Origin of the sequence: Gilliamella sp. B14384G12 (genome assembly GCF_016101825.1) — a bacterium.
In the GTDB taxonomy this organism is placed as follows: domain Bacteria; phylum Pseudomonadota; class Gammaproteobacteria; order Enterobacterales; family Orbaceae; genus Gilliamella; species Gilliamella apicola_N.
Genome location: NZ_JACFPU010000005.1, coordinates 16953 through 39402, shown reverse-complemented (window position 1 = coordinate 39402; position 22450 = coordinate 16953). Strand labels below are relative to the sequence as shown.

14 protein-coding genes, 1 tRNA gene and 2 pseudogenes are annotated in these 22450 nt (G+C 32.9%); 6 read left to right on the top strand and 11 right to left on the bottom strand.

The window, feature by feature from the left end; translation table 11 throughout:
* Positions 1 to 84: 84 nt before the first annotated feature.
* The 3 genes from rep to H3S73_RS06945 all read left to right on the top strand — a co-directional run bounded on the left by rep (position 85) and on the right by H3S73_RS06945 (position 4436).
* Complete coding sequence (rep, locus tag H3S73_RS06955) at positions 85 to 2100, top strand: DNA helicase Rep (protein ID WP_198236267.1); 2016 nt, start codon at positions 85 to 87, stop codon at positions 2098 to 2100.
* A 624-nt stretch (positions 2101 to 2724) separates the two neighbouring features.
* Complete coding sequence (locus H3S73_RS06950; RefSeq protein WP_198236268.1) at positions 2725 to 3510, top strand: BRO family protein; 786 nt, start codon at positions 2725 to 2727, stop codon at positions 3508 to 3510.
* Positions 3511 to 4172: 662 nt separating this feature from the next.
* A complete protein-coding gene (locus H3S73_RS06945; RefSeq protein ID WP_198236269.1) occupies positions 4173 to 4436 on the top strand; it encodes a hypothetical protein in 264 nt (87 codons plus the stop codon).
* 240 nt (positions 4437 to 4676) lie between these two features.
* Here H3S73_RS06945 and H3S73_RS06940 read toward each other — a convergent pair.
* The 11 genes and pseudogenes from H3S73_RS06940 to H3S73_RS06890 form a co-directional block, all read right to left on the bottom strand.
* A pseudogene (locus H3S73_RS06940) lies at positions 4677 to 4952 on the bottom strand (terminase TerL endonuclease subunit); the annotation flags it as partial.
* 194 nt (positions 4953 to 5146) lie between these two features.
* A tRNA-Arg gene (locus tag H3S73_RS06935) sits at positions 5147 to 5223 on the bottom strand.
* Positions 5224 to 5382: 159 nt separating this feature from the next.
* On the bottom strand, positions 5383 to 5805 hold the full coding sequence (locus tag H3S73_RS06930) for a GFA family protein (RefSeq protein WP_198236270.1): 423 nt from the start codon (positions 5803 to 5805) through the stop codon (positions 5383 to 5385).
* Between the two features lie 151 nt (positions 5806 to 5956).
* The gene (locus H3S73_RS06925; protein ID WP_198236271.1) at positions 5957 to 6106 is read right to left on the bottom strand and encodes a hypothetical protein; all 150 of its coding nucleotides are present in this window, start codon (positions 6104 to 6106) and stop codon (positions 5957 to 5959) included.
* A gap of 422 nt (positions 6107 to 6528) precedes the next feature.
* A complete protein-coding gene (locus tag H3S73_RS06920; protein WP_144091387.1) occupies positions 6529 to 11472 on the bottom strand; it encodes a DNA repair ATPase in 4944 nt (1647 codons plus the stop codon).
* A gap of 147 nt (positions 11473 to 11619) precedes the next feature.
* Positions 11620 to 13728 carry a hypothetical protein gene (locus H3S73_RS06915; RefSeq protein WP_198236272.1) on the bottom strand — a complete coding sequence of 703 codons (2109 nt, stop codon included), beginning with the start codon at positions 13726 to 13728 and terminating at the stop codon, positions 11620 to 11622.
* 33 nt (positions 13729 to 13761) lie between these two features.
* A complete protein-coding gene (locus H3S73_RS06910; protein ID WP_198236273.1) occupies positions 13762 to 14421 on the bottom strand; it encodes an OB-fold-containig protein in 660 nt (219 codons plus the stop codon).
* Positions 14422 to 14513: 92 nt separating this feature from the next.
* Entirely contained in the window at positions 14514 to 15215 is a 702-nt protein-coding gene (locus tag H3S73_RS06905; protein WP_198236274.1) for a PspA/IM30 family protein, read from the bottom strand.
* Between the two features lie 32 nt (positions 15216 to 15247).
* Positions 15248 to 15886: a YjfI family protein gene (locus tag H3S73_RS06900; RefSeq protein ID WP_198236275.1), complete on the bottom strand. Its 639-nt coding sequence runs from the start codon at positions 15884 to 15886 to the stop codon at positions 15248 to 15250.
* Positions 15887 to 16211: 325 nt separating this feature from the next.
* Positions 16212 to 18512 (bottom strand): TonB-dependent receptor domain-containing protein, encoded by a 2301-nt coding sequence (locus H3S73_RS06895; protein ID WP_198236276.1) that lies wholly within the window; start codon positions 18510 to 18512, stop codon positions 16212 to 16214.
* 124 nt (positions 18513 to 18636) lie between these two features.
* Positions 18637 to 19485: a hemin ABC transporter substrate-binding protein gene (locus H3S73_RS06890; protein WP_198236277.1), complete on the bottom strand. Its 849-nt coding sequence runs from the start codon at positions 19483 to 19485 to the stop codon at positions 18637 to 18639.
* Positions 19486 to 19835: 350 nt separating this feature from the next.
* On the opposite strand from H3S73_RS06890, the pseudogene hutW reads away from it, so the two are divergent.
* The 3 genes and pseudogenes from hutW to H3S73_RS06875 form a co-directional block, all read left to right on the top strand.
* Positions 19836 to 21140 (top strand): annotated as a pseudogene (gene hutW / locus H3S73_RS06885) (heme anaerobic degradation radical SAM methyltransferase ChuW/HutW); the annotation flags it as partial.
* A 126-nt stretch (positions 21141 to 21266) separates the two neighbouring features.
* The gene (gene hutX, locus H3S73_RS06880) at positions 21267 to 21767 is read left to right on the top strand and encodes a heme utilization cystosolic carrier protein HutX (protein ID WP_198236279.1); all 501 of its coding nucleotides are present in this window, start codon (positions 21267 to 21269) and stop codon (positions 21765 to 21767) included.
* 18 nt (positions 21768 to 21785) lie between these two features.
* Positions 21786 to 22424, top strand: coding sequence for an NAD(P)H-binding protein (locus tag H3S73_RS06875; RefSeq protein WP_198236280.1), 639 nt, complete (start codon positions 21786 to 21788; stop codon positions 22422 to 22424).
* Positions 22425 to 22450: the final 26 nt, after the last annotated feature.

Sequence of the window (22450 nt, the reverse complement as noted above, 5' to 3'; positions counted from 1 at the left end):
AATTTATTTCAAATTTGTTACAATTGCACGTGGCTAGCATATCGTTATATACTAGCCGCCAATTTTCTTAATGGTTTATACTCTGTGCGTTTAAATTCAAGTCAACAACAAGCCGTCGAATATGTCTCAGGTCCATGCCTTGTTTTAGCGGGGGCTGGCTCTGGCAAAACTCGGGTTATTATTAATAAAATTGCCTATTTAATTCGGGTTAAAGAATATTTGCCAAGACATATTGTTGCAGTTACTTTTACCAATAAAGCTGCACGTGAAATGAAAGAACGTATAGCTCATTCAATTACTAAACAAGAGGCTAGGGGACTTAAAATTTCAACGTTCCATACTTTGGGACTTGATATTGTTAGGAAAGAATATAAACATTTGGGGATCAAATCCAATTTTTCATTATTTGATGACCATGATCAAACAGCATTATTGAAAGAATTAACCCAGCAATGGCTGGAAGGGGATAAAGATCTAATTAATCAACTTCGCGCTATGATATCAAACTGGAAAAATGATATTGTTGATTCAACCTTAGCTATGGCGCGCGCGCAAACCAATAAAGAAAAGCTTTTTGCGCATTGCTACCAACTATACGAAAAACAGTTGAAAGCGTGTAGCATTTTAGATTTTGATGATCTTATTTTATTGCCAACATTGTTGTTAAAAAATAATGAAGAAGTCCGCGAAAAATGGCAAAATCGAATCCGTTATTTGTTGGTAGATGAATACCAAGATACTAACACAAGCCAATATGAATTTATTAAATTACTGGTTGGCGATAGAGCTAAATTTACGGTAGTTGGAGATGACGATCAATCTATCTACTCTTGGCGTGGAGCCCGCCCACAAAATTTAGTATTACTTAATCAAGATTTTCCTAATTTAGAAGTCATCAAACTTGAACAAAATTACCGATCATCTGGTCGTATATTAAAAGTAGCTAATATTTTAATCGAAAATAATCCACACATTTTTGAAAAGAAACTCTTTTCAGAACTGGGTTATGGTGAAACATTAAGAATAATATCCGCAGATAACGAAGATTCTGAAGCTGAAAAGGTGGTAAACGACTTAATTGGCCATCGTTTTGCTAACAACAGCCAATATGGTCAATATGCCATATTATATCGAGGTAATCATCAATCACGCTTAATTGAGAAAATGCTCATGCAATACCGCATCCCATATCGAATATCAGGGGGGACTTCATTTTTTGCGCGTATTGAAATTAAAGATCTTATGGCATATTTGCGTTTATTGACTAATCCTGATGACGATAATGCCTTTATCCGTATTATCAATACTCCAAAGCGGGAAATTGGTCCAGTAACCATTCAAAAACTGGGTGAGTGGGCAAATCATCGTGGCGTGAGTTTATATCAAGCAAGCCATGATATGGGCCTAACGGAACTACTTTCAAGCAAACGTATGGAAACGTTGCATACTTTCATTCATTGGTTTGATTCATTAATTGAAAAATCACACACTGAGCCAATGGACGCTATTCATGAACTATTACATGGTATTCATTACGAAAGTTGGATCTATGAAACGTCAGCATCACCAACAGCTGGTCAGATGCGAATGCGTAACGTTGAACAGCTAATTAGTTGGTTAAATGACATGTTACAAGGCGATGATATTGATGAAAGTATGACCTTAGAACAAGCTGTAGCAAGATTTACTCTTCGTGATATGTTAGAGCGTAATGAAAACGAAGAAGATCTCGATCAAGTTCAGCTTATGACATTACATGCTTCAAAAGGTTTGGAATTTCCTTATGTTTATCTGATTGGCATGTCAGAAGGGCTATTACCTCATCAGACCAGTATCGATGAAGATAATATTGAAGAAGAGCGTCGTCTTGCATATGTAGGTATCACAAGAGCACAGCATGAACTTACTTTCTCATTCAGTCGTCAACGTAAACAGTTTGGTGAAACAGTATATGTCGAACCAAGTCGATTTTTATTAGAATTACCTCAAGATGATTTAGATTGGCAAGATGTACCAAACCAACTATCACCAGAAAAGAAAATGCAACAAGGTCAAAGTCGGCTAGCCATGCTAAAGGCTCAAATAGCTAATGCCAAATAACTTATGTTATTGCTAAATATTATATTGGTAGAATTATTGAAAAAAAAATTAAAAATCTACCAATATTGCTAAGTTTATCTAAACATCTAAGCCAACTAAAAATAGGAAACAAAAAATAAAATTAATAATTTAGTTTTTTGAAATTACAAATATTTATAAAATACTTACTAAAATTAAAGACTTTAATATAAAGAATATTTAAATTTTTATAGATTGATGAAATTTTTTACTTTTGGAACAAAAAATAGTGATTATAGATAAATAATCATAAAAAAATAAAATTCATTTTATAATACATTTATTTCTAATAATTAAATGACTATAGAAAATAAATCTTTGTATTCTCAAGTAATTTTAATTGAAATCTTTTAAAGATTATAAAAAAATTCACTTGTAAATTTTCAGTTAATAAAATGTCTAAAAAAGTTATCAAAACAAATTGGAACCACTTTACATTTATGGTAAAGTCATGTTAAATAAATCAATTCTATTGAGGAGAACGATCAGATTTTTAATCAAATATTATACCAGTTATAATAATCATTAGTTTTTTTAGTTTTCTTAAATTTAATATTTTAATAATAAAAAATTTTAATTATTTCGTGATAACATAAGGAAAGTTAAATGGGTAAATTTGGATTTGATATGACACAACAAACAATGGTTTTTACTGACAATTCAGAACTAACTTTTGATGATTTTGCCAAGCAAAATGGTATAATTTACTGGTTAGCATCTGATTTAGCAGCAATGCTTGGTTATAAAGACATGTCAGCGATAAATAAAGCTATAAATAAAGCATCGACTGTTTGTACATCATTAAACATTCCTTTTTTTGAAAATTTTATACAATATTCTTCTCCAAATTATCATAATGATTTTAAATTAACCCGTTTTGCTTGCTATTTAACAGTATTGAATGGTGATATAAGTAATAAAACTGTAGCTATGGCTCAAGCTTATTTTGCTAATTTGGCTGATGAAATTGAGACTGCTTACCAAAATCATGATAAAGTTAATCGCGTTTATTTACGTGGAGAAATTACTAATCAAGAAAAATCTTTAGGAAGAATGGCTAAAGCTCATGGGGTTGTTGATTATGCTTTGTTTCAAAATGCTGGATATAGAGGAATGTATAACATGAATATAAATCAACTTAAAAATAAAAAAGGATTGAAAAATTCAAAAGAGACATTGCTTGATTATATGAACTCTACAGAATTAGCTGCCAACATATTTCGAATTTCACAGACAGAAGAAAAAATTAAAAATCAAAATATTAAAGGGCAACAGCCGCTTCAAAGAGCAGCAGAAAGTGTTGGTAAAACCGTGAGGGAGGTAATGATACAAAATATGGGTATTGCTCCAGAGAATATTGCTCTAGATAATGAAAAAAATCAATTCTATTAAAAAAGATATAAAAAGAACTAAAAAGGCTCTTGAACAACATGATAATAAAAAAAAATTAGCTTAATAGGCAATAAATTAAAGGTTATTTTATGCTAAAAAATATAAAAAAATTAGCCTTAGTTATTTAAAAAAGTAAAAATCTTTCAATAAAACCTAAAAAAACTGTTATTATACAACTTAAAATAGTAGAAAATATATAAATATTATTTTAAGTTTTGATAATTAACTGTTTGAAATCACGTATAAGTCTACCTTGATTTTATAGTGACCACAGTACTCATGATCGCACTCAATATCAAAGTGTTATTAAATAAATTTTATTATCTCTTTTTTAGTTTAATCCTAAAAATCAAAGAGTTTATGATATTTTATTAATGATGGAAAAACTAAAAGAAAACTTCTTTTTCAGATTTTATGGCACTAACAATACTAATAAAATTATTTATAATATTAAAATAATTAACCTTGTGTTTCTATAATGTTATATATTGTTAATAACATGGTATTATTTAAACTATTTTTTCTTAGAAAGTCATAAATTAAGATTTTTTATGTATTATTAGCTAATTGTTTATAAAGAATGGATAGTAGAGAATGAAAAATGGGCTGTTCCTATTTTGGTTGCAATATTAAGTTTAATTAGTGCAGCTTTAGGAGGTCGGTTGGCTGATAGGAAGTGGATAGAAATCGAGATTTTATCAAAAAACAGACAAGAGTTGGTTAATTCTTTAAAAGTCACAACTTATCAATTATATGAAAACTACCTGATTTTTATAGATTTAAATCTTATCTGTGATAATTTAAATGAATCAAATAAAAAAGAGTTAGAAACTATTATTAATAAAATAATATCTAATTTGCTCAATGTAGAATTATTGTTAAGTCCAAAGTCAAGCAGATTTTTGTTAGATAAAAGGAATAAATGAATGGATACCATTGTATGTTTTATTCCAATTATATTTTATGAAAGAAAGTTAAGAACAACTTCAAATAAGTTAATGTCAGAATTAAATCGTTAATTGGTAAACTTTCGAAAAACTAACTTTAAAAATTTAAACCAAAAATATACTTCCATGGAAGAAAGGGAAGCTCCTAATCAGAATACTAATCTAGAAAAGTTACGAGAAGATATCGAAAAATTTCTTGAACTCGTATAACGCTTATTTTTATTCATCTGATAGGTTGATATCTATCTCGCCATATTCAAGTAAGTAGGTACCGAATGACATGAGGAAAGCAACTGCAGGGTCTATCTTGTTGGCTGCTTTCTTTTTATTGGGCTTGATGTTGGCATTTGCATCTGTTTCCATTACTACATTACCTATAGCCCAAGCCAAAACAGGATCGCCATTATGTTTAATCCGTTTACGACTAATAAATACCTCAGCAGTTTTCGACGTTGGGCTATAGCGTGCATAGGACTGTAGGGATGGCTCGACATCAAAGCAGATATTTTTAATTAAGTGGTATTGTAAACATTAAAGTATGATTAATGTGCTTTAAATCTTTCTATAGTGTAGTCCTAAATGTAGTCACAACCTTTTGAATTTATAGGATTTTATAAAATATAAATGCATGTTAATTTAAGTGGAAAGCTTGGAATTAAGGGTTTTTAGAATGTATTTGAACCTAGTAATGGCGTCCCCTACAGGATTCGAACCTGTGACCTACGGCTTAGAAGGCCGTTGCTCTATCCAGCTGAGCTAAGGAGACTTTGATGCGTTTTTTTGAGTAAACGCAGTGTATTATATAAATCTATTTTGATCCGTCAATGATTTTTAACTGTTTTTCGACTGGATTGACAAAATATCATCAATTTAACCAATTAACTTTTTAATTTCACCAAAATGCTAAGTTAAAATTGAACCATACCTAATTGTTATTAGGGATAAAATCAGACGAGTTTATAGCGTCAGGGTATTGAGTATACCCATCACAAATATTATCCCAGTTCGCTTTTGAATCGGTATAAACGTGTATACGATCTTCAGTGATAATTGGTTCATTAATAAGTCCGATACGTAAACGGTAAGTATTACTATCATTTTCTCGAACTGAAAAAATATGCGATCCACAATTTGAACAAAAATGGCGATTAACGCCATTACTGGCATAATTTTTTATATTTGATTCACCTCTAATGAATGTTAAATCTGTTTTTTTTATTATTGCGGATGCATTAAATGCTGTTCCAGTTTGCTTACGACATCTTGAGCAATGACAAAACACAATAGTTTTAATATCACTACTTAACTGGTAAACAACTTCTCCACATAAACAATTGCCTGTTATCATGATTGAATTCCTTTTGTTAATTTAAAAATTTAGACTTATTTTTACATGTTAATATATAAAAACAAATAAATAAGTGAATTAGGCAATTAAATTTTGTAAATGATTATTATTGAAAAGCCGCTATAAGCGGCTTTGAATGCAAGGAAGTTAATTATTTTCGTTTAAAATTTTCATCATTTTTAGTGTATTCAAATGCATCATTAATTAATCCTGCAATTCTTAAAATATTTTCAGACTTATCAATGATAATTTGCTCTCCAGTGCCTATTTTAAATCCTGCTCTCTTAATCTCTTCTTTCATTTTTTCTGTTAATTCAATTGGTAATAGAGTGGATGGAAATTGCTCGCGGTGCACTGTTCTAATAACAAACAAGTTACCTAACAGATTTTTTTGATAAAGTATTCTGAAAAAGGATTTGATATTTTAGTTTTTTAGTAAATTAGACAATACAAATAAATCATTGGAAATTTATATCAAAGTGTGCCAATTTTTACTATTGTAAAATCACAATGTTTAATACTTTCTTACAAAATTTAATATGAGTTAATTTAGAATTATTAAGTGATGCACTAAAATGCTTGAATAACGATAGTATTTATATGTTTTATGGAGTAGTTTTTTAATAAAGCGGGAAGAGTGGTCCCGCTTTTATTTTTATTAGTTTAGATGTGATTTATGAGCAGACTAAACTATGTGATTAGCGATAGTTTAGTCTGCATATTTTATAACTTTAACGCTTGTACGCTTTGTACAAGATCAGCGAGTTGAGTGACAATTTGATTTCCAGTATTGGATTCGTCACCACCTAGCGTTTTATTTCGCATAAAGTCATTTTTGATTTGTTGCCATCGCTCTGTTTGTTCTTTTGTTAATACTCCTCGAATTTCGGCTAATTTGAGTAGATTTTCTTCTGCGCCGTTAGTTAGCAATTGTGCTTCACCCAAGTAATGATCTTCAATAACTTGATTAAGTTCTTCATCATTCATTACTGATGAAATTTTTTCGGCGAGTTTATTCATATTTCGATAACTACCTTGTAATTTGAACGGAGGTTCAGTACGGTATTTATCCGATTGTGCTGCACTAATGATATATTGTTGATTAACTTTAAATACTACTTCACGAATTTTTAATAAGTGGCGTAGAACTGCAACAATTTCACTTATTTCAGCTTGGCTATAGTCATAACTCAATTCATTGGTATTAAGTGGTTTGCCTTGGGCATGATCAATTAGATGATACAGATCATTAAGGTCACGTAATGCCAAAGGAGACAGAATTGAATTAGAGGTGAGACAGTTTTCAATATAACTTGATGCAAAAACTTCATCCATTCCACCAAGAACTTCACCCAAGTTATATATGTCAGCACGGTTAGCTAACATATCGGGTATTTTGAATACTTCACCTGACTCGGTATATGGGTTACCGGCCATTATCACACAGAATTTTTTACCTCTTAAATCATAAGTTTTTGTTTTACCTTTCCAAACACCTTCGATACGACGTGAACCATCACATAATGAGATAAATTTCTGTAAAAATTCAGGATTGGTGTGTTGAATATCATCCACATAAAGCATGACATTATTACCCATTTCCAAGGCTAAATTTAACTTTTCAAGTTCTTGACGTGCTGTTGCATTTGGCGCTTGTTCAGGATCGAAAGATAAAACACTATGTCCTAATGCTGGCCCATTAATTTTCATAAATATCAGGCCTAAACGATTAGCGATATATTCCATTAATGTTGTTTTACCATAACCAGGAGGGGAGATAAGTAATAATAATCCCATTAAATCGGTTCGTCGGCTTTCCCCGACGGTACCCATTTGTTTGGCTAGGTTATCACCAATGATAGGAAGATAAACTTGATTGATAAGTTTATTGCGAACAAATGAACTTAACGGTTTAGCTTTGAATTCATCAATGTGCAAAAAGTATCGCTGTTCATCAAGAACTTCTTGACGTAAAGTCTGATAATGACGAAATTCTGGAATGATGACTCGTGCATGTTTGCGCATACGACTGAAGAAATCATCAAGGTTGATATTTAAAACCCCTTGTTTGATTGTTGGATGTTCGCCTAACAAGTCGCTAACCGTTATATCCAGTTCAAGTTCACTAATTTGCATGCTTATACTATTTTCTTTGTCTAGCATGCATAGCAAAATTGCTTCAGGTATGTAGTCGACTAATTTCTGATATTGAGGAAGTGTGCAAAGTCCCTTATACCAACTTTCAATAAGATTCCAACGATCAGCTAAGCGAGTTTTCAAATTAAGTTGCGATTGATTAAAATCGCCCCACATATGAAGCTCTTCCAACTTGGCTTTTAGTCCTTCATACATGTAAATGCTGTATTTGCTTAAGTTAAACTCTTGCGGTATTTCAGACAGCGCATAACTTAAATATTCAGTCGCTTGTTTGATATGAAAATAATCATGTTTTATTGGATACGTTTGCAAGAATTGATTTAGCTCTGTAGCCATTTCTGTTTGTAGATTAATTAATCCTTCATCATGACCAAATAGAGCTTGAATATCTTTGCAAGTCTTGGCTCGTTCCGGCCATAATTTTGCGACATCATTTTTTTGATTATGTTGCCAAAATAATATAGCTAAACTACGAGCTAATGGATTGTAACGCAATAAGCCGGCTGCTTCACCTAGTGGAATAAGTTTTGATAAGATTTTTACCGCGTCGTGATCGTGAATACCTTTTTCATAACCTTCACGATATCGCATGGCTGCATAATCACGAACGGTTTTAACCAAACTTTCAGGTTGACTTAATTGAGTAACTAATTCTTCATAACTGATATCAAGATCTTTTTTTAATATGGCGTTGATAATAGAGTAGGCTAGATATTCACCACGATAGACTGTTGGTGACTCTGATTCAAGTGATATAGTCCAGAACGGTTTATAACTTTCTAATTTACTATTCTCTATTTTCTCTTGATAATCCGTACCCGTTAATTGCAAACATAAATGAGTTTCTTTCGGAACAATAGTTAGGTCAAGCTCTTGTGTGTTTACGCTGAATTTGTGTTTTGGACCTAATTTTATAACGTTGCCACCAGATTCGAATATTTCTGATTTATCTCGTAATGCGCGTATGGCCTGATCACGTGCACCTTTAAAACGTGATTCAATATCATCGGCTTTGACGTTATCAAACAGATCTCTCAATTTTTCAACAATTTCTCGAATTTTTAATGCTAGAGGATCTGCCACAAAGAAAGCATTAAGTTCATTTTGATCCGAAAATTTAGCCGTACGTCTCGGAATGCTATCTAAAATGCGAACAGCTGCGGTAAGTAGGGCTTCGGTGCGCCTTGTACGATCTTCAAGTAATGCTTGTTTGTGTGTTTCGAAAGATTCTAATATTTCTTCGCGTTTCGTCAGAATGTCATTAAGGAACTCTTCACTTTCGCTAAATTGGTTTTCAAGTTCTTCAAGTTGAACAAGTAGCCTTGAGAGTTCATCGTCACATTTTTCTGGTGTGGTTGCGATGCTTAAAGCACTTGCGATGCTTTGACTAAATAGTTTGAATTGGGCGCCAAATTGCGCAATCATTTCGACACTAGATAGATTTTTTCGTTTTTGATTGATCCTTGCTTTGGTTTGATTTAGTTTGGCATAAACTTCAGCAATTGATTCAATAATTCTAGTTTGTAGTGTAACGTCTTCAAATTTTAATGATGCCATTAATTGCGAAAGCATATCCAAGTCATTGGACATTTCGTCAGTGTTGTTTATTGGCTCAATAAGCTTGGCGACAGTGTCAGCTTGCTCAAGATATTTTTCAATATTATCTATTTTTGAAATAAATGGTTCAAGTGCTTTGTCACTACCTAAAAATTCGGCGGTTGCCAATGAAACTAAAGATTGACGTTCTTTCAGCTCATTTTCCATTTTATCAATTTGTTCTAAATTGATATAACGATAGGTTCTTAATGTTACAAGGCGACCTAATTGCATTTTTATTGCATTAAGCGCATCGACAAATTCTTGAGTTTCCTGCCAGCTATCAGGATATAATTTAGTTAATAAATCTTGTTGATTGGTAATGGCTTCACGCATCGCACTTTCGGATTGACGGCGTATGCTTTCTACTTTTTCATATTCATCAAGTACTAATTCACTAGTTTGGGTAATATTACGAAGTATTGGTGAAAATGATAGGTTTTTTTCATCAGCAAGCCAAAAATAACTATCAAATAATCTTTTAGTATCTTCACTTAGTTTGCCGTATAGTTGCGAAGAGACGGATTGATTATCAATTTCGCGAGAAATAAAATAGAGATCAGAAATACCACGCACTAATTCTGCGTTGCCGATTTTGCCTAAAAAGGTATTGTGGGTTGGCTGTGTTGCTGCAAATTCGTCACTATAAAAAGGCGTTTGCCAGATTTGCATAGGATGAACACGAGTTGGTTCATCATTTTCGCCTTCAAATACGACCATTCGGCCATCTTCAAATACAGCGTAACCATGACCTAGAATTGGGTTATCCAATTTTCGCTCTATCATGTTGTAATTGAATAAAGCTAAGCGACCAGAATTTGGATCGTAAAAAATATATAAAACATCTTCCCCATTTGGTGAACGACGAATTCGTCTAAAACGCATTCCCCCCATAGATTGATCGAATGTTTTATATTCCCCATTTTGTAGATAGTAACCACCTGGGAATATCACCCCATGATCTTCTGGAAGTTGAATACAAGCTTGACCAATAAAGTCAATTCTTTGTACTTTTTGGGTAAGTGTGTTATAGATTAGATATCGCCAATTGTCTTCTCGGTAGGGTAGGACTTTTAAAAGAATTAGTGCACCTACTTTTGCATATTCGATTTTTGCGTCGTTTATTGATTGATTTTTATCTAATACTTCTTCACGATAAATACCTAATCCATCGTTAGTATTGTTTTCACATTTTATGGTAAGGTCACCACCAATGGTTTCAACAAAAACGGTATCAAGAATATTTACATGAGAGAATCGACCATTAACGATGTTTTCACGGGTGGTTTCAGTCCATTCAAAATCATAAGCAGGAGGTAAAGCAATATCACGTTCACCTCGATTATCAATATAATCAATCGTTTTTTTATCACTGGATATTGACCAGCGAAATACCCGAATATCACTTACTCTTTCACCAATCTGGAAACTGGCAAGGAGCTTGCCATCTCGTTCAACAAGTTGCAATAGTTGAGCATTTTTGTAGTAAGTATAAAGTTCATTGAAGTCTTGAACAAAACGGTCAATATTTAAAAAGGTATTTGATAGATCAACGGGATCTGCTTCATAATTTTCATCACGTTCAACAAGTTGATAAAGTGAAAATACATCTTCAATTTTGGTTTCTTTTTTTAACCCTAAAAAGACGTTATAACCAAATAATAACCAATCACCAAATCTAACGATATCTCGAGCGATACAATTGTTTTCGGTTCTTATGCGAATGCGACCGATGATCGACATATCGCTTTTACCAAATTCAGAAAGTCGTTGTTGATTTAACGCTTCAGTTTTTTGATTGAGTTCTTGGCCCAATGATGTCAAACGTTTACGAAGAATTTCGTAGGCTCCGCCTTCTGCGACTGCTTTATCGAGTGTATTTTGTTGCTCGTTTTCTTGTTCTATTTCTGCCATTTTTTACTCTTGATTTTGTTACAGAAAATCTATTACCTTCGGTAAAATCTAATATTTCACCGAAGGAAGATAATAGTGATAATGTTAATTTAATAACGATTTAACGATAATTGAATTGTTTGATGCTATAAATCATCATTCCTTTCATTATTCGCTTTTTTCATCACTATTTGACGGTAAAAATTGTTTAGCCAGTGCTTTTAAATCAGTATTTTTTAGTGTTTCGTTTAAATCGATATTTTTATTACCAGATAAACGTGATAGTACTGATTGTAAAGCAGATTGTAATACTGGGCTTTGATTTACAGTTCCTTCAATAGCTTTACCGACACTGATAGCTTTAGAGAAGCTGTTAAAGAAGTTATCATTACCTCCAACAATTTCAATGTTCGCTTTGCTAAATGCAGCAGCAAGAACATCTGCTTGTTCTCTAGCAATTTCTTTATTAGCAGCAATAGCAGCCATAGCTTGTTCGAAGCCTTTTTCAAGCGCCAAGCGGAACTCTTCATGATTTTTAGATTGTTCATTCATCGTACCCATCGCTTGGAATTTCTCAACTAGACCATTAGCTTCGGCTGTTAAGCGTTCACGAATAACCAGTGCTTCAGCTAAACCTTGTTCTTTAGTTGCTGCAGCTTTAGCAAATCCAATGCGTTCATCACCGCGAGCTTGAGCTGAAAGTTTTTCTTCAAGAACTTTAGCTTCGGTTAGACCTTGTTTTTCTGTTGCTATTGCTTTTGCTTCAATAACTTTTGCTTCTGATAAGCCTTTTTCTTGATTACCTTTTGCTTCAGCAAGTAAAAGTTCAGCAGTAATATTTGCTTTTACTAAACCTTCTTTTTCTTCTGCTTCAGCACGAGCTTTGCGAACTTTGGCTTCTGCTAAACCGATAGCGGCTTCTTCTGCTTCAATACCTTGAGCAAGTTGTTTTTTCGCTTCAGCTTGTTTAGCCGCAACCTCAAGTTCAGCTTGTGCTATTGTACTAATTTCAATTGCACGGTGTTTAGATGATTGTTCATCTGCTTCAGCTTGCTTAACTTGTTTAACTAACTCTTGTTCAGCTCTAGCTTCTGCTTCAATAATAGTTGTTTGTTTTTCACGATCAGCTTTAGAAATTTCTCGTACTTCTTTGATATTTTCTTCTTCAACAGCTACCGTTTTTTCAACTGCAACTCGCTCACGAATTACATTGGCAATATGTTTCTTTTCTTCTTCAAGAACTTTGTCTTTTTCAATGCGTTGCAATTCTACTTCTCGTTCACGAGCAACAATTTCCAATGAACGGGCACGTTCGACGCGTTCTTCTTCGATAGCAATTGCTCTAAGACGATTTTGCTGAGCAACTTCAACTTCACGCAAACGATTTTCTTCACGCACTTCAATTTCTTGTTGTGCTTGGATTCTTGCTTGTTCCGATTTTAGACGTTCTTCTTCTTGTACTTTTAATGTTTCAGCTTGTTCGCGAGCTCGAATGGTTTCAATTTCGCGTTTTTGACGAGCTTCGGCATCCGCTTGTTGACGTTCAAGTTCTAATTTGGCTTCAATTGTTTCGGTATCTTTTTTCTTTAAAGCTAATTCAAGATCTCTTTCGCGTTTATTAGTTTCATCCTTATGAACAGCTGTGATCGAGGTAATTTTGTTAATACCTTCGGCATCAAAAATATTATCAGGATCGAGTGATTTGATTGGGGTTTGCTCTAAATAGTCGATAGCCACATCTTCAAGTGCATAACCATTAAGATCTTTACCAATTACATCAATAATACGTTCACGGAAATTCATACGATCTTCAAACAGTTTAGATAATTCAAATTGCTTACCTACTGTTTTTAACGCTTCTGAAAATTTCGCGCTAAATAGTGAACTTACCGCTTTTTGATCAGACGCTCTATCTACACCAATTGACTTAGCAACTTTTAAAACATCTTCAGTTGTTTCATTAACACGAAGATAAAAAGCGACACATATGTCAGCACGTAAGTTGTCTTTACAAATTAAACCATCTTTACCACGACGTTCTACATCAAAAGTAATTAATGATATTTTCATGAATTCTTTTTTGTAGATGACAGGGTAAACCAACGCACCTGTAAAATGCACTTTAGGTTTTGACGTCATGTCATTAACGATAAGTGCTGTACCTTGCGGAACTTTGATATAGAACGCTTTAAACAATAAGAAAAATCCAACGATTACCAGAAAGACTATTCCAACAATCACTAGAAAAAACATGATGGTATCAGTATTGATTGACATAATTTATTATTCTCCAAAAAAATATTTACTTTTCTATCCATTAAATTCTTTAACGCTAATAATTTCATAGCTGTTATTGGTTGTGTCATAACGTAGTAGAACAGCTTTATCCCCACGTTTGAATTGATATGAGCTCGTGCATCTAACTTGTAAAATTAAACCAGCGCCACCATCTTCGTAAATAGCTTCTCCTTTTGTTTCATTCACATAGCTTGAACGAATCTCAACAGTTTGCCCTAATAATGATTTATGATTATTAGTGCTTTCTAATTTACTGAACAGTGGTCGAAGAGGTTTTATAATAAATGCGGTAAGATATACTGCAGCAATAAAGGCAGTTAAAAAAATAAAAAAACCAGCTATGTAATAAATTAGCAATAATTCACACAGAGGTAACATAAAGAAACGAAAGGCGAAATAAGAGATTGACCAACCTATTAATGAAATCAAAGTGACAATAAGTGTCATTGGGACTTTATTAAAACCTAATTTCATCAATAGGCCTGTAAATCCTGATGGAGTATTTGGAATGTCTAATGGTATATCATCAACATCGACATTTAGTTCTATATCTAAACAATCAATGCTTAAAATACCAAAAGCAGCAACCAACCAATATAATACACAAAGTGTTAACAACCCACTAAATATGATTACTGGAAAAGAAAAAAATATACCCCAGAAAAGCTCCATTATTTTCCCTTATATTAATTTTCCGAATTAACTAGTCTAAATTAATTAAATAATTTATTACGTTAACTATATTAACCTAAAATTTTATTTTATTAAATAGTTTGATTTTCTTGCTTTTCTTTTAATCTGGCTAATATTGCAGCAGCATTTTGGTTGCCTGATTTGATTCCTGCTGCTTCAAGCTTACTATCAAGCGTACTTTGAGTTTCAAGCTTAGCTAATTCATTTTTTGCTTCAATGACTGCGCTGTTTTTCTCTTGACGTTTTTTTATTCTATCTAAAGAATCCAGAGCTGTTTGTAATTTTGCAGTTGAACCGCCATATCGTTGTGCAACTGCTGATTGTGCTTTTTGAACGCTTTCAGTTGCTTTCACAATATCAACTTGCTGTTTTAAATTTCGAATATTGATTTCTGTTTGTGAAATTGATTGACGTAAGCTTTTTACAGTTTCAGCAAAGTAAGTGGCTTGTTGCTTATTGTTTTCAAGTTCGCTTTCAAGAAATCCAATTTTTTCAGACACTTCAAGTGCTAATTCTTCATTGCCACTTTCAAGAGCTTTGATTGCATAACTTTCATATTCATCAATTTTAGATTGTGTTTCTTTAACAACTTTATCTGCTAGTTTTTGTTGTGCAAGTATATTTGCTAATGATTCTTTAGCTTGTTTTAATTCACTGTCAGCATCGCGAATTTCTTGATCGAGAATTCTTAGAGCTTGAGTGTCAACGATCGCTTCTCCTGCTTCATTGATGCCACCACGAAGAGCTGTAACAAGTTTTTTGAAGATAGCCATGTTTAATCTCCTTATTATTTATATAAATTTAATTAGTTAAGATTGATGTGATGTTCATAAGCTTCTGTAGCTTTAATAACATTGTCAGATAAAGTTTCTAATTCATAGACAATATTACTTAAAAGTGAAGATGAACTTAACGCACCATACATAATGTAGTTGACCGAGCCGTCTCCAGCTTTTTCAATTGCTATTGTTGATAATGGAAATAGTTTACGAGTGCATAAAATTTCTTCATTGAATTGAGTTTTATTTTTAACAATATCAACTGGCCAAAGTAAACATTCAACAACAATTTGTTGATTTGATATACTTAAAAATAAAGGCAAATCACCATATTCATGCATAATGATATGCAAGCAAGCATCCATACCATCAATGATTTCAATACTTGCATGGCTTTGCTTAACTAATTCTGATTGCATTAATTTATTGTAAAGAGTTTCTATTGACCAAATTTCATTTCTTTCCATTTCATTAAATTCCTGTTTACGATTAATATTATTGTCTTTAACTAAAGACTGGCGAAATTGTTTTTCGATTTCCAATAATTTAGTTGTATTTTCAGGTAAAATCCAAACTTCTTTTTTGACCAAACCTTGTTCACGCAACCGTTGTCGGTATTGTTGCTGGTAAAAAGCTGAATTTTTGGTCTCTTTGGTTTTTTTCATAACGCCCGTTTGGTGTTTTGTTAAATTTATGTAAACCATATTATCACAAAAATATTACATGTAAATATCACATGTAATATTTTTTTATAAAAATTAATCCGTAATAGCGCATTAGAAGATGATGAGTATATTTTAAAATGTTTTTTAGAAATAGATAGTTAAACCTAAACTAGATGTTTTAATTGGTGTGGTAAACCTATCTGTTAGATAATTTGTTAGATTTATGTAAGCAATATTACCACAAAAATATTACATGTAATACTTTTTGGAAAAAAATAACCCGCATTAGCGGGTTAGAAAATGATAAATATATTTTAAGATATTTCTAGAAATCAATATTTAAACCTAACTGGAATGTTCTACCCGGTGCGGTAAACATCTCTAGATATTTATGATCTGATGTACTGTATAATTTATTATTACTGAGGTAATCCCAATATTTTTGATCAGTAAGGTTGTAGATTCCTCCGCTTAGTCTAATATTATTGGTAATATTTATATAACCTGTTAAATCAACAATACCGTGACCAGCGATTCTAAAATAATCATCAGATGAGTCTTCAATTGGTTTGCCTTCGTTGCGATATGTTTCGCGGGAGGTGGCATCAGTTTTCTTACCTTTTTGGAATGTTGTTGTTAAGGAAACACCGTAGAATTTATTTGGATCATCCCATGATAAACCAATAGTACTTTTTAATGGTGCAATAGTATCCATCTCAATGTATTTATCACCTAAATAACTTGATTTTGATTTACCTTTGTTATAGCCAATTGCGAAACGTGCGCTTAAACCATTGAGTGATTCTACCCAAGTACCAATATTAAATTCACTATTTAATTCTGCACCATAGGTATAAGCTTTGTCACGGTTCTCAGATTGATAAACTAAACGATTGCCTATACCAACAAAATTTTTCCTATAACGCGTAAAGGCAATAAAGTTTTTGTACTTGTTATAAAAAGCAGATGACGATAATGTAATACCTGATATTGGTTGACCTTTTACACCGAGTTCAAAATTGTCGCCCGTTTCAGTTTTTAAATTAGAGTTGCCAACAAGTACATACATAGTGCTGTGCGCTAAATAAGAGCCATATAATTGGTTCTGATTTGGCATTTGAGCGCTACGTTTATATTGTAGATAAGCAGTGAAATTAGGATTAATATCATACATTAATGCCATTGATGGTAAAATTTTGAAATCACTGTTACTACTATATTGTGTACCTAATTGATGTGAATTAACATTTGATACTGACATGTTTTCAAGATTGCGTGGCTTGGTATTTTGATAAATTGCTCTGACACCAGGCACTAAATAAAAGTTATTACTATTGTTGGTATTAAAGCTAATGCGATCTTCAAAAAATCCCCCCAACTGATAACTTTTACTATCGGCTTGTGGTTTGGAATAATCACCGTCCGGGAAAGTATCGACGTATTGTGATTTAGCTGATGTAAAGAATGGCGATTCATCTTCACTCCATTTACCATTTAAACCAGCGCTGATTTTTTGGTTATCAATTTGTTTTATTAAAGTAGTAATAAAATTATATGATTTAGTATTATAGTTGGTTTGAGTATAAAAATTACCTTTGGATTTGTGCTGCAATTTTGTGTCATCAAAGACATTAGTCCGTTGGTAATTTAATTGTGTCGTTAATGTGTCAATCCAACTAATATTGGTAGGTTGCCATGTATCTTTAATTGCTAAGTTAAAGCGGTTATTTTTACTGCGTTGATGGTCGAGTGATTCAATGTGTTTACCTTTTTGGTCCCAAGTATCGTAATGGGAATTTTTAGTTTTATTATTGTAATCGACAGTCGTATTGAGTAAATGTTCTTCTGTCATTTGCCAACCAAAGCCAGCTAAGATTGAGTTAGAGTGCCAATTTTCTGGATAACTGCTTATTGAATCACCGTGATTTCTTGCTTGTTGTCCATCTCGACGACTTAATACAATAATGCCATTGAGGTGATCATCTCCACCAGCCATAGTAATACCTTGATGATAGCTTCTATCAGAACTGTCATAATTGTTTTCGAATCCAAAATAACTGGTTTTACCTGGATATAGATAATAGCTAGCCGTTTTAGTTTGGAAGGATACCGAACCGCCTAGGGCATTATTCGCATTACTTACAGATGTGGCACCTGATTGAATATCAACTTTATTATACATGTAAGTATCGATGTAATCACGACCAATACCATAAGAACCGAAACCTGCCCGACCTACTGAATTAACTCGGCCTTGTGCTATAGGTAATGGCATACCGTCAACATCAATTGATACGCGGTTAGCATCTAGACCACGAATATTATAGCCACTGAAGCCTCCTCGGTCCCAACTACTTTTACCGGTACCTGAACCTGAAATATTACCTGGAGCTGAAATGAGTGGTTGATAACGCATGAGAGTACCAAAATTAGTACCGCCGTCACGGCGGATATCATGTTCGGATATTTCAGTATTTGTACCTGGTTTTTTAATTGCTTCGTGAGCGGTCACAGTTATGACGTCGTAGTTTTCATCATCGAGTTTGCCCGTAGCCATTGCTGGCATGACAACTGTCAAGCCCAAAGCTAACGTGCTGGTTTTTTTAAATTTAGTGAAATTAATCATTTTAATCCTTTCAAATATAATAAACTAAATAAAATCATTCAGATTAATTAACAGTTAAGTTGATCATCTTTTAAATTTAATCAATCTGCTAAACAATTTTTTATTTCAGTTTTATCCTCAACAGTTATTGAGGATAAAAGCTGTCACAAAGAATCTTTGCAACTTCATCCACTCGGGGGCCAATACCAAATAGATATCCGTCATCAATGGTAATAATTCGGTGGTTTTTGAATGCTGCTGTTTCTGTGATACCTGGTATAGTGTCGATTTTATTAACTCCACCAAGTTGTTGAATTGAGTGGCTATTTAAAATAATAACATCAGGATTCATTGCAATGATTGATTCGGCTGTATAGCTTTTATAACTTTTATGTTTAGCTAGATTTTCACCCCCTGCAATAGTAATTAAAGCATCCGCTGTGGTGTTTTTACCTGCTACTGAATTGGTTCCACCCATGCTCATTAAAAATAAAACTTTGGCTTTAGTGGATTGCATATCTATTTTTTGTTGGATTTGTAAAAGATTATTCTTGATATGCTTTATTAGCTGTTGTCCTTGATCTGGTTTTTGTAGTTTGTTAGCTATTTTTTCAATATTTTCATAAAGTAATTCAACAGTTCCAGGCACACGTTGTAAAGATAAAACATCAACTTTAGCTTGAGTAACTTGACTAATAATATTATCGGGCTCTGCATCACTTAAAGTAATAAATAACGTTGGGTTTAAAGATAAAATTCCTTCTATATTTAATAATTTCCAATAACCAATTTGGGGTAGAGTGGTGACAGATTGTGGATAAGTGCTAGTTTTATCAACGCCGACTACCTTATCCCCTTCACCCAGCGCAAAAACAATTTCGGTTAATGAGCCACCCGCAATAACAATTCTATCTTGAGCTGAGCTGATATTTATAAGCGCGTTGAAAGTGAAAATTAACAAAAATATATTTAATTTTGTTATGAAATTTTTCATTATTTACTTCCTGTTTGTAAATTTTAATCTCCGCGATAATATAGTGAAAATGAGAACTATTATCAACATAATTGTCCTTTATTCCTCATTTTTTTCAAGCAAAAAAAATTTTCGTTTAACGAGATTTTTAACAATTTCAATATAAATAATCAGTTAAAACAAGTTGTAAAGATTTGAGAAATGGCTTAAAAAATAGACAAATTATAAAGAAAATGAATTCAAAAACATTTTTTTGTAAAAAAATAATAATAAATATATCAATATATTATAAAAATGGTTAATAAAAAATATTGATAAATGAAAATAATTATTATTTAATTTTGCAGTTTATTTAATTAAGAACGGTTGTTATGAAATCATTAGATGTCAGCGCTTTTTTTGCTCAAAAAGCGACTTTACCTTTTAAAGATCGTTGGGCTGTTATGCCTTTACAGGCGAGTATTCCACTACCACCCCATGAAGTTACCTCTCAATGGGATACAATTCAATCAACCTCTCTCAAGGGTAAAAAAAGGTTGATTTATATTCATATTCCTTTTTGTGACATACATTGCCAATTTTGTGGATTTTATCAAAATCCATTAAGAAAATTTAATACTGAAACTTATATTAATTATTTATTAAAAGAGATATCGCTTGAAATTAATAATACAGCAATGCAATCAGCACCTATTCATGCTGTTTATTTTGGAGGAGGGACGCCTTCTGCTTTGGCAGCAGGGCAAATAGCACGCGTTATTCGCTATCTTAAAGATCATGCACCATTAGCGCCAGATTGCGAAATTACGGTTGAGGGGCGTATTTCTGATTTTGATGATGATCGTGTTGATAGTTATATTGAAGCGGGAGCAAATCGGTTTTCAATTGGTGTCCAAACCTTTAATACTGAAATTCGCCAACGATTAGGTCGTGAATCAAGTGAGCAACAAATTATCAGTAGCTTTGAACGTATTGCCGCTCGTGATAGTGTTGCGTTAGTTTGTGATTTAATGTTCGGTTTACCAAATCAAACCCCAGAAACTTGGCAACGTGATTTAGAAATTGTCAATGAATTGCCGTTAGATGGTGTAGATTTGTATTCGCTTAATCTTTTACCAACTACACCTTTGGCCAAAGGGGTCGAAAATAAGCGTATTGAAATACCCTCCATTACAGATAAAAGTAATTTTTATCATCAAGGTGCAGAATTTTTAGCTAAACAAGGTTGGGTACATTTGACCAATGCCCACTGGGCCAAAAATAGTCGTGAACGAAATTTATATAATTTTCTGATCAAGCAAGGTTCTCATTTTTTTGCATTTGGATCTTGTGCCGGGGGCCGATTAGGTGGTCAGTCATTTATGATTCATCGTGATTTAAATCAATATTATACCCAGCTTGATGAGGGTAAAAAACCAATTATGATGTTGACTGGTAAACCAGTGATAGGAGAATGGCTTTATCGATTACAAGCAGGGATAGAAAAAGGGCGTGTTGATTTAACTAAACTGACTGAACAATATCATCTCTTCGCACCTTTAATTAAACAATGGCATCAAGTTGGGCTTTTAGAAAACGAAGATTATTGTATACGACTAACTTTATCGGGACGTTTTTGGTCAAGCAATATAGTTCAAGCACTCCAGCAGTTATTGTTACAACTTAATAATCCCGAATATATTGAAATACAGAAAAAAATGGCTCAAGCGAGACAAGCTATGAATAGTCATCCTAGAGTGGCTAAATCAAATACAGAAAAATCTAAACATCCACATCAAATTTCATAATTAAAGGATACTATTATGACAGAAAAACCAACACTTTTAGATAATTTAAATGCTTATATGAAAACAGAACCAGAAGAGTTATTAGAAAAAATTGCTCAAGATCATCATGTTACATTAACACAAGTTATTCAAGCTTTACCTGATGCGAAAATTGTTGATGGCAGTAATTTTGATACGATCTGGGAAGAAGTTACAACATGGGGAGATGTGCTATTTTTAGTTCATACCGGTGATGTAATCGCTGAAATTTCTGGCGAATTACCGTCAGGATCTCACAGCCAAAGATATTTTAATCTTCGTCATCAAAAAGGGTTAAGTGGACATATTAAGGCTGAACATTGTCAATATATTGCATTTATTGAACGTAAATTTATGAAAATGGCAACTGCTTCAATAATTTTCCTAAATCACACAGGACAAGCAATGTTCAAAATCTTTGTAGGTCGTGACGAAAAACATCAATTAAAAGCGGATCAATTAGAAAAATTCCGTACATTAGCAAAAAAAATTAATTAATTATAAGTTATTAACAAAATGCAGACATTATTAATTTTTGGTGTAAGCCCTAAACAAGGTACAGGTTATCAAATTGCACATCTAGCCAAGCAATATCACCCCCAATGGCGTTGTATTGTATTGGTTCGTGATGCTAATTTTGCCAAACAATTAGTTAATCAAGGTATTGAGGCTCACGTTGGCGATGCAACTGATTGTGAATTAGTTAAAAAACTATGCGAATTAGCCGGTTGTGAAGCAACTATTATATCAACCTTAGGCGGTGAAACAGGTAATTATTCTGCTCAACGCGTGATTATCGACTGTGCTGAACAAACCGGAATTAAACAAATGATTCTGGTGACCTCTTTAGGTTGTGGTGATTCATGGGCTACGTTGTCTGAACGTGCTAAACAAGCGTTTGGTCGTGCTGTTCGTGAAAAATCATTAGCTGAGGTTTGGTTGCAAACAAGCAAATTAAATTTCTTGATTTTAAGACCGGGTGGATTACGTGATGGTGAAATGACACAAAAAGCTGAATGTTATTATCAACAAGAGGTGCATGGTTTTATTTATCGTACTGATTTGGCACAAATAGTTATTGATAAAATTGTCAATCAACAAATTGACGATCATGCTTACAGTGTCGTCGATCCTAGCTTGAAAATAACCTATTAATTGGCTCAAGTTGAATGAATAAATTA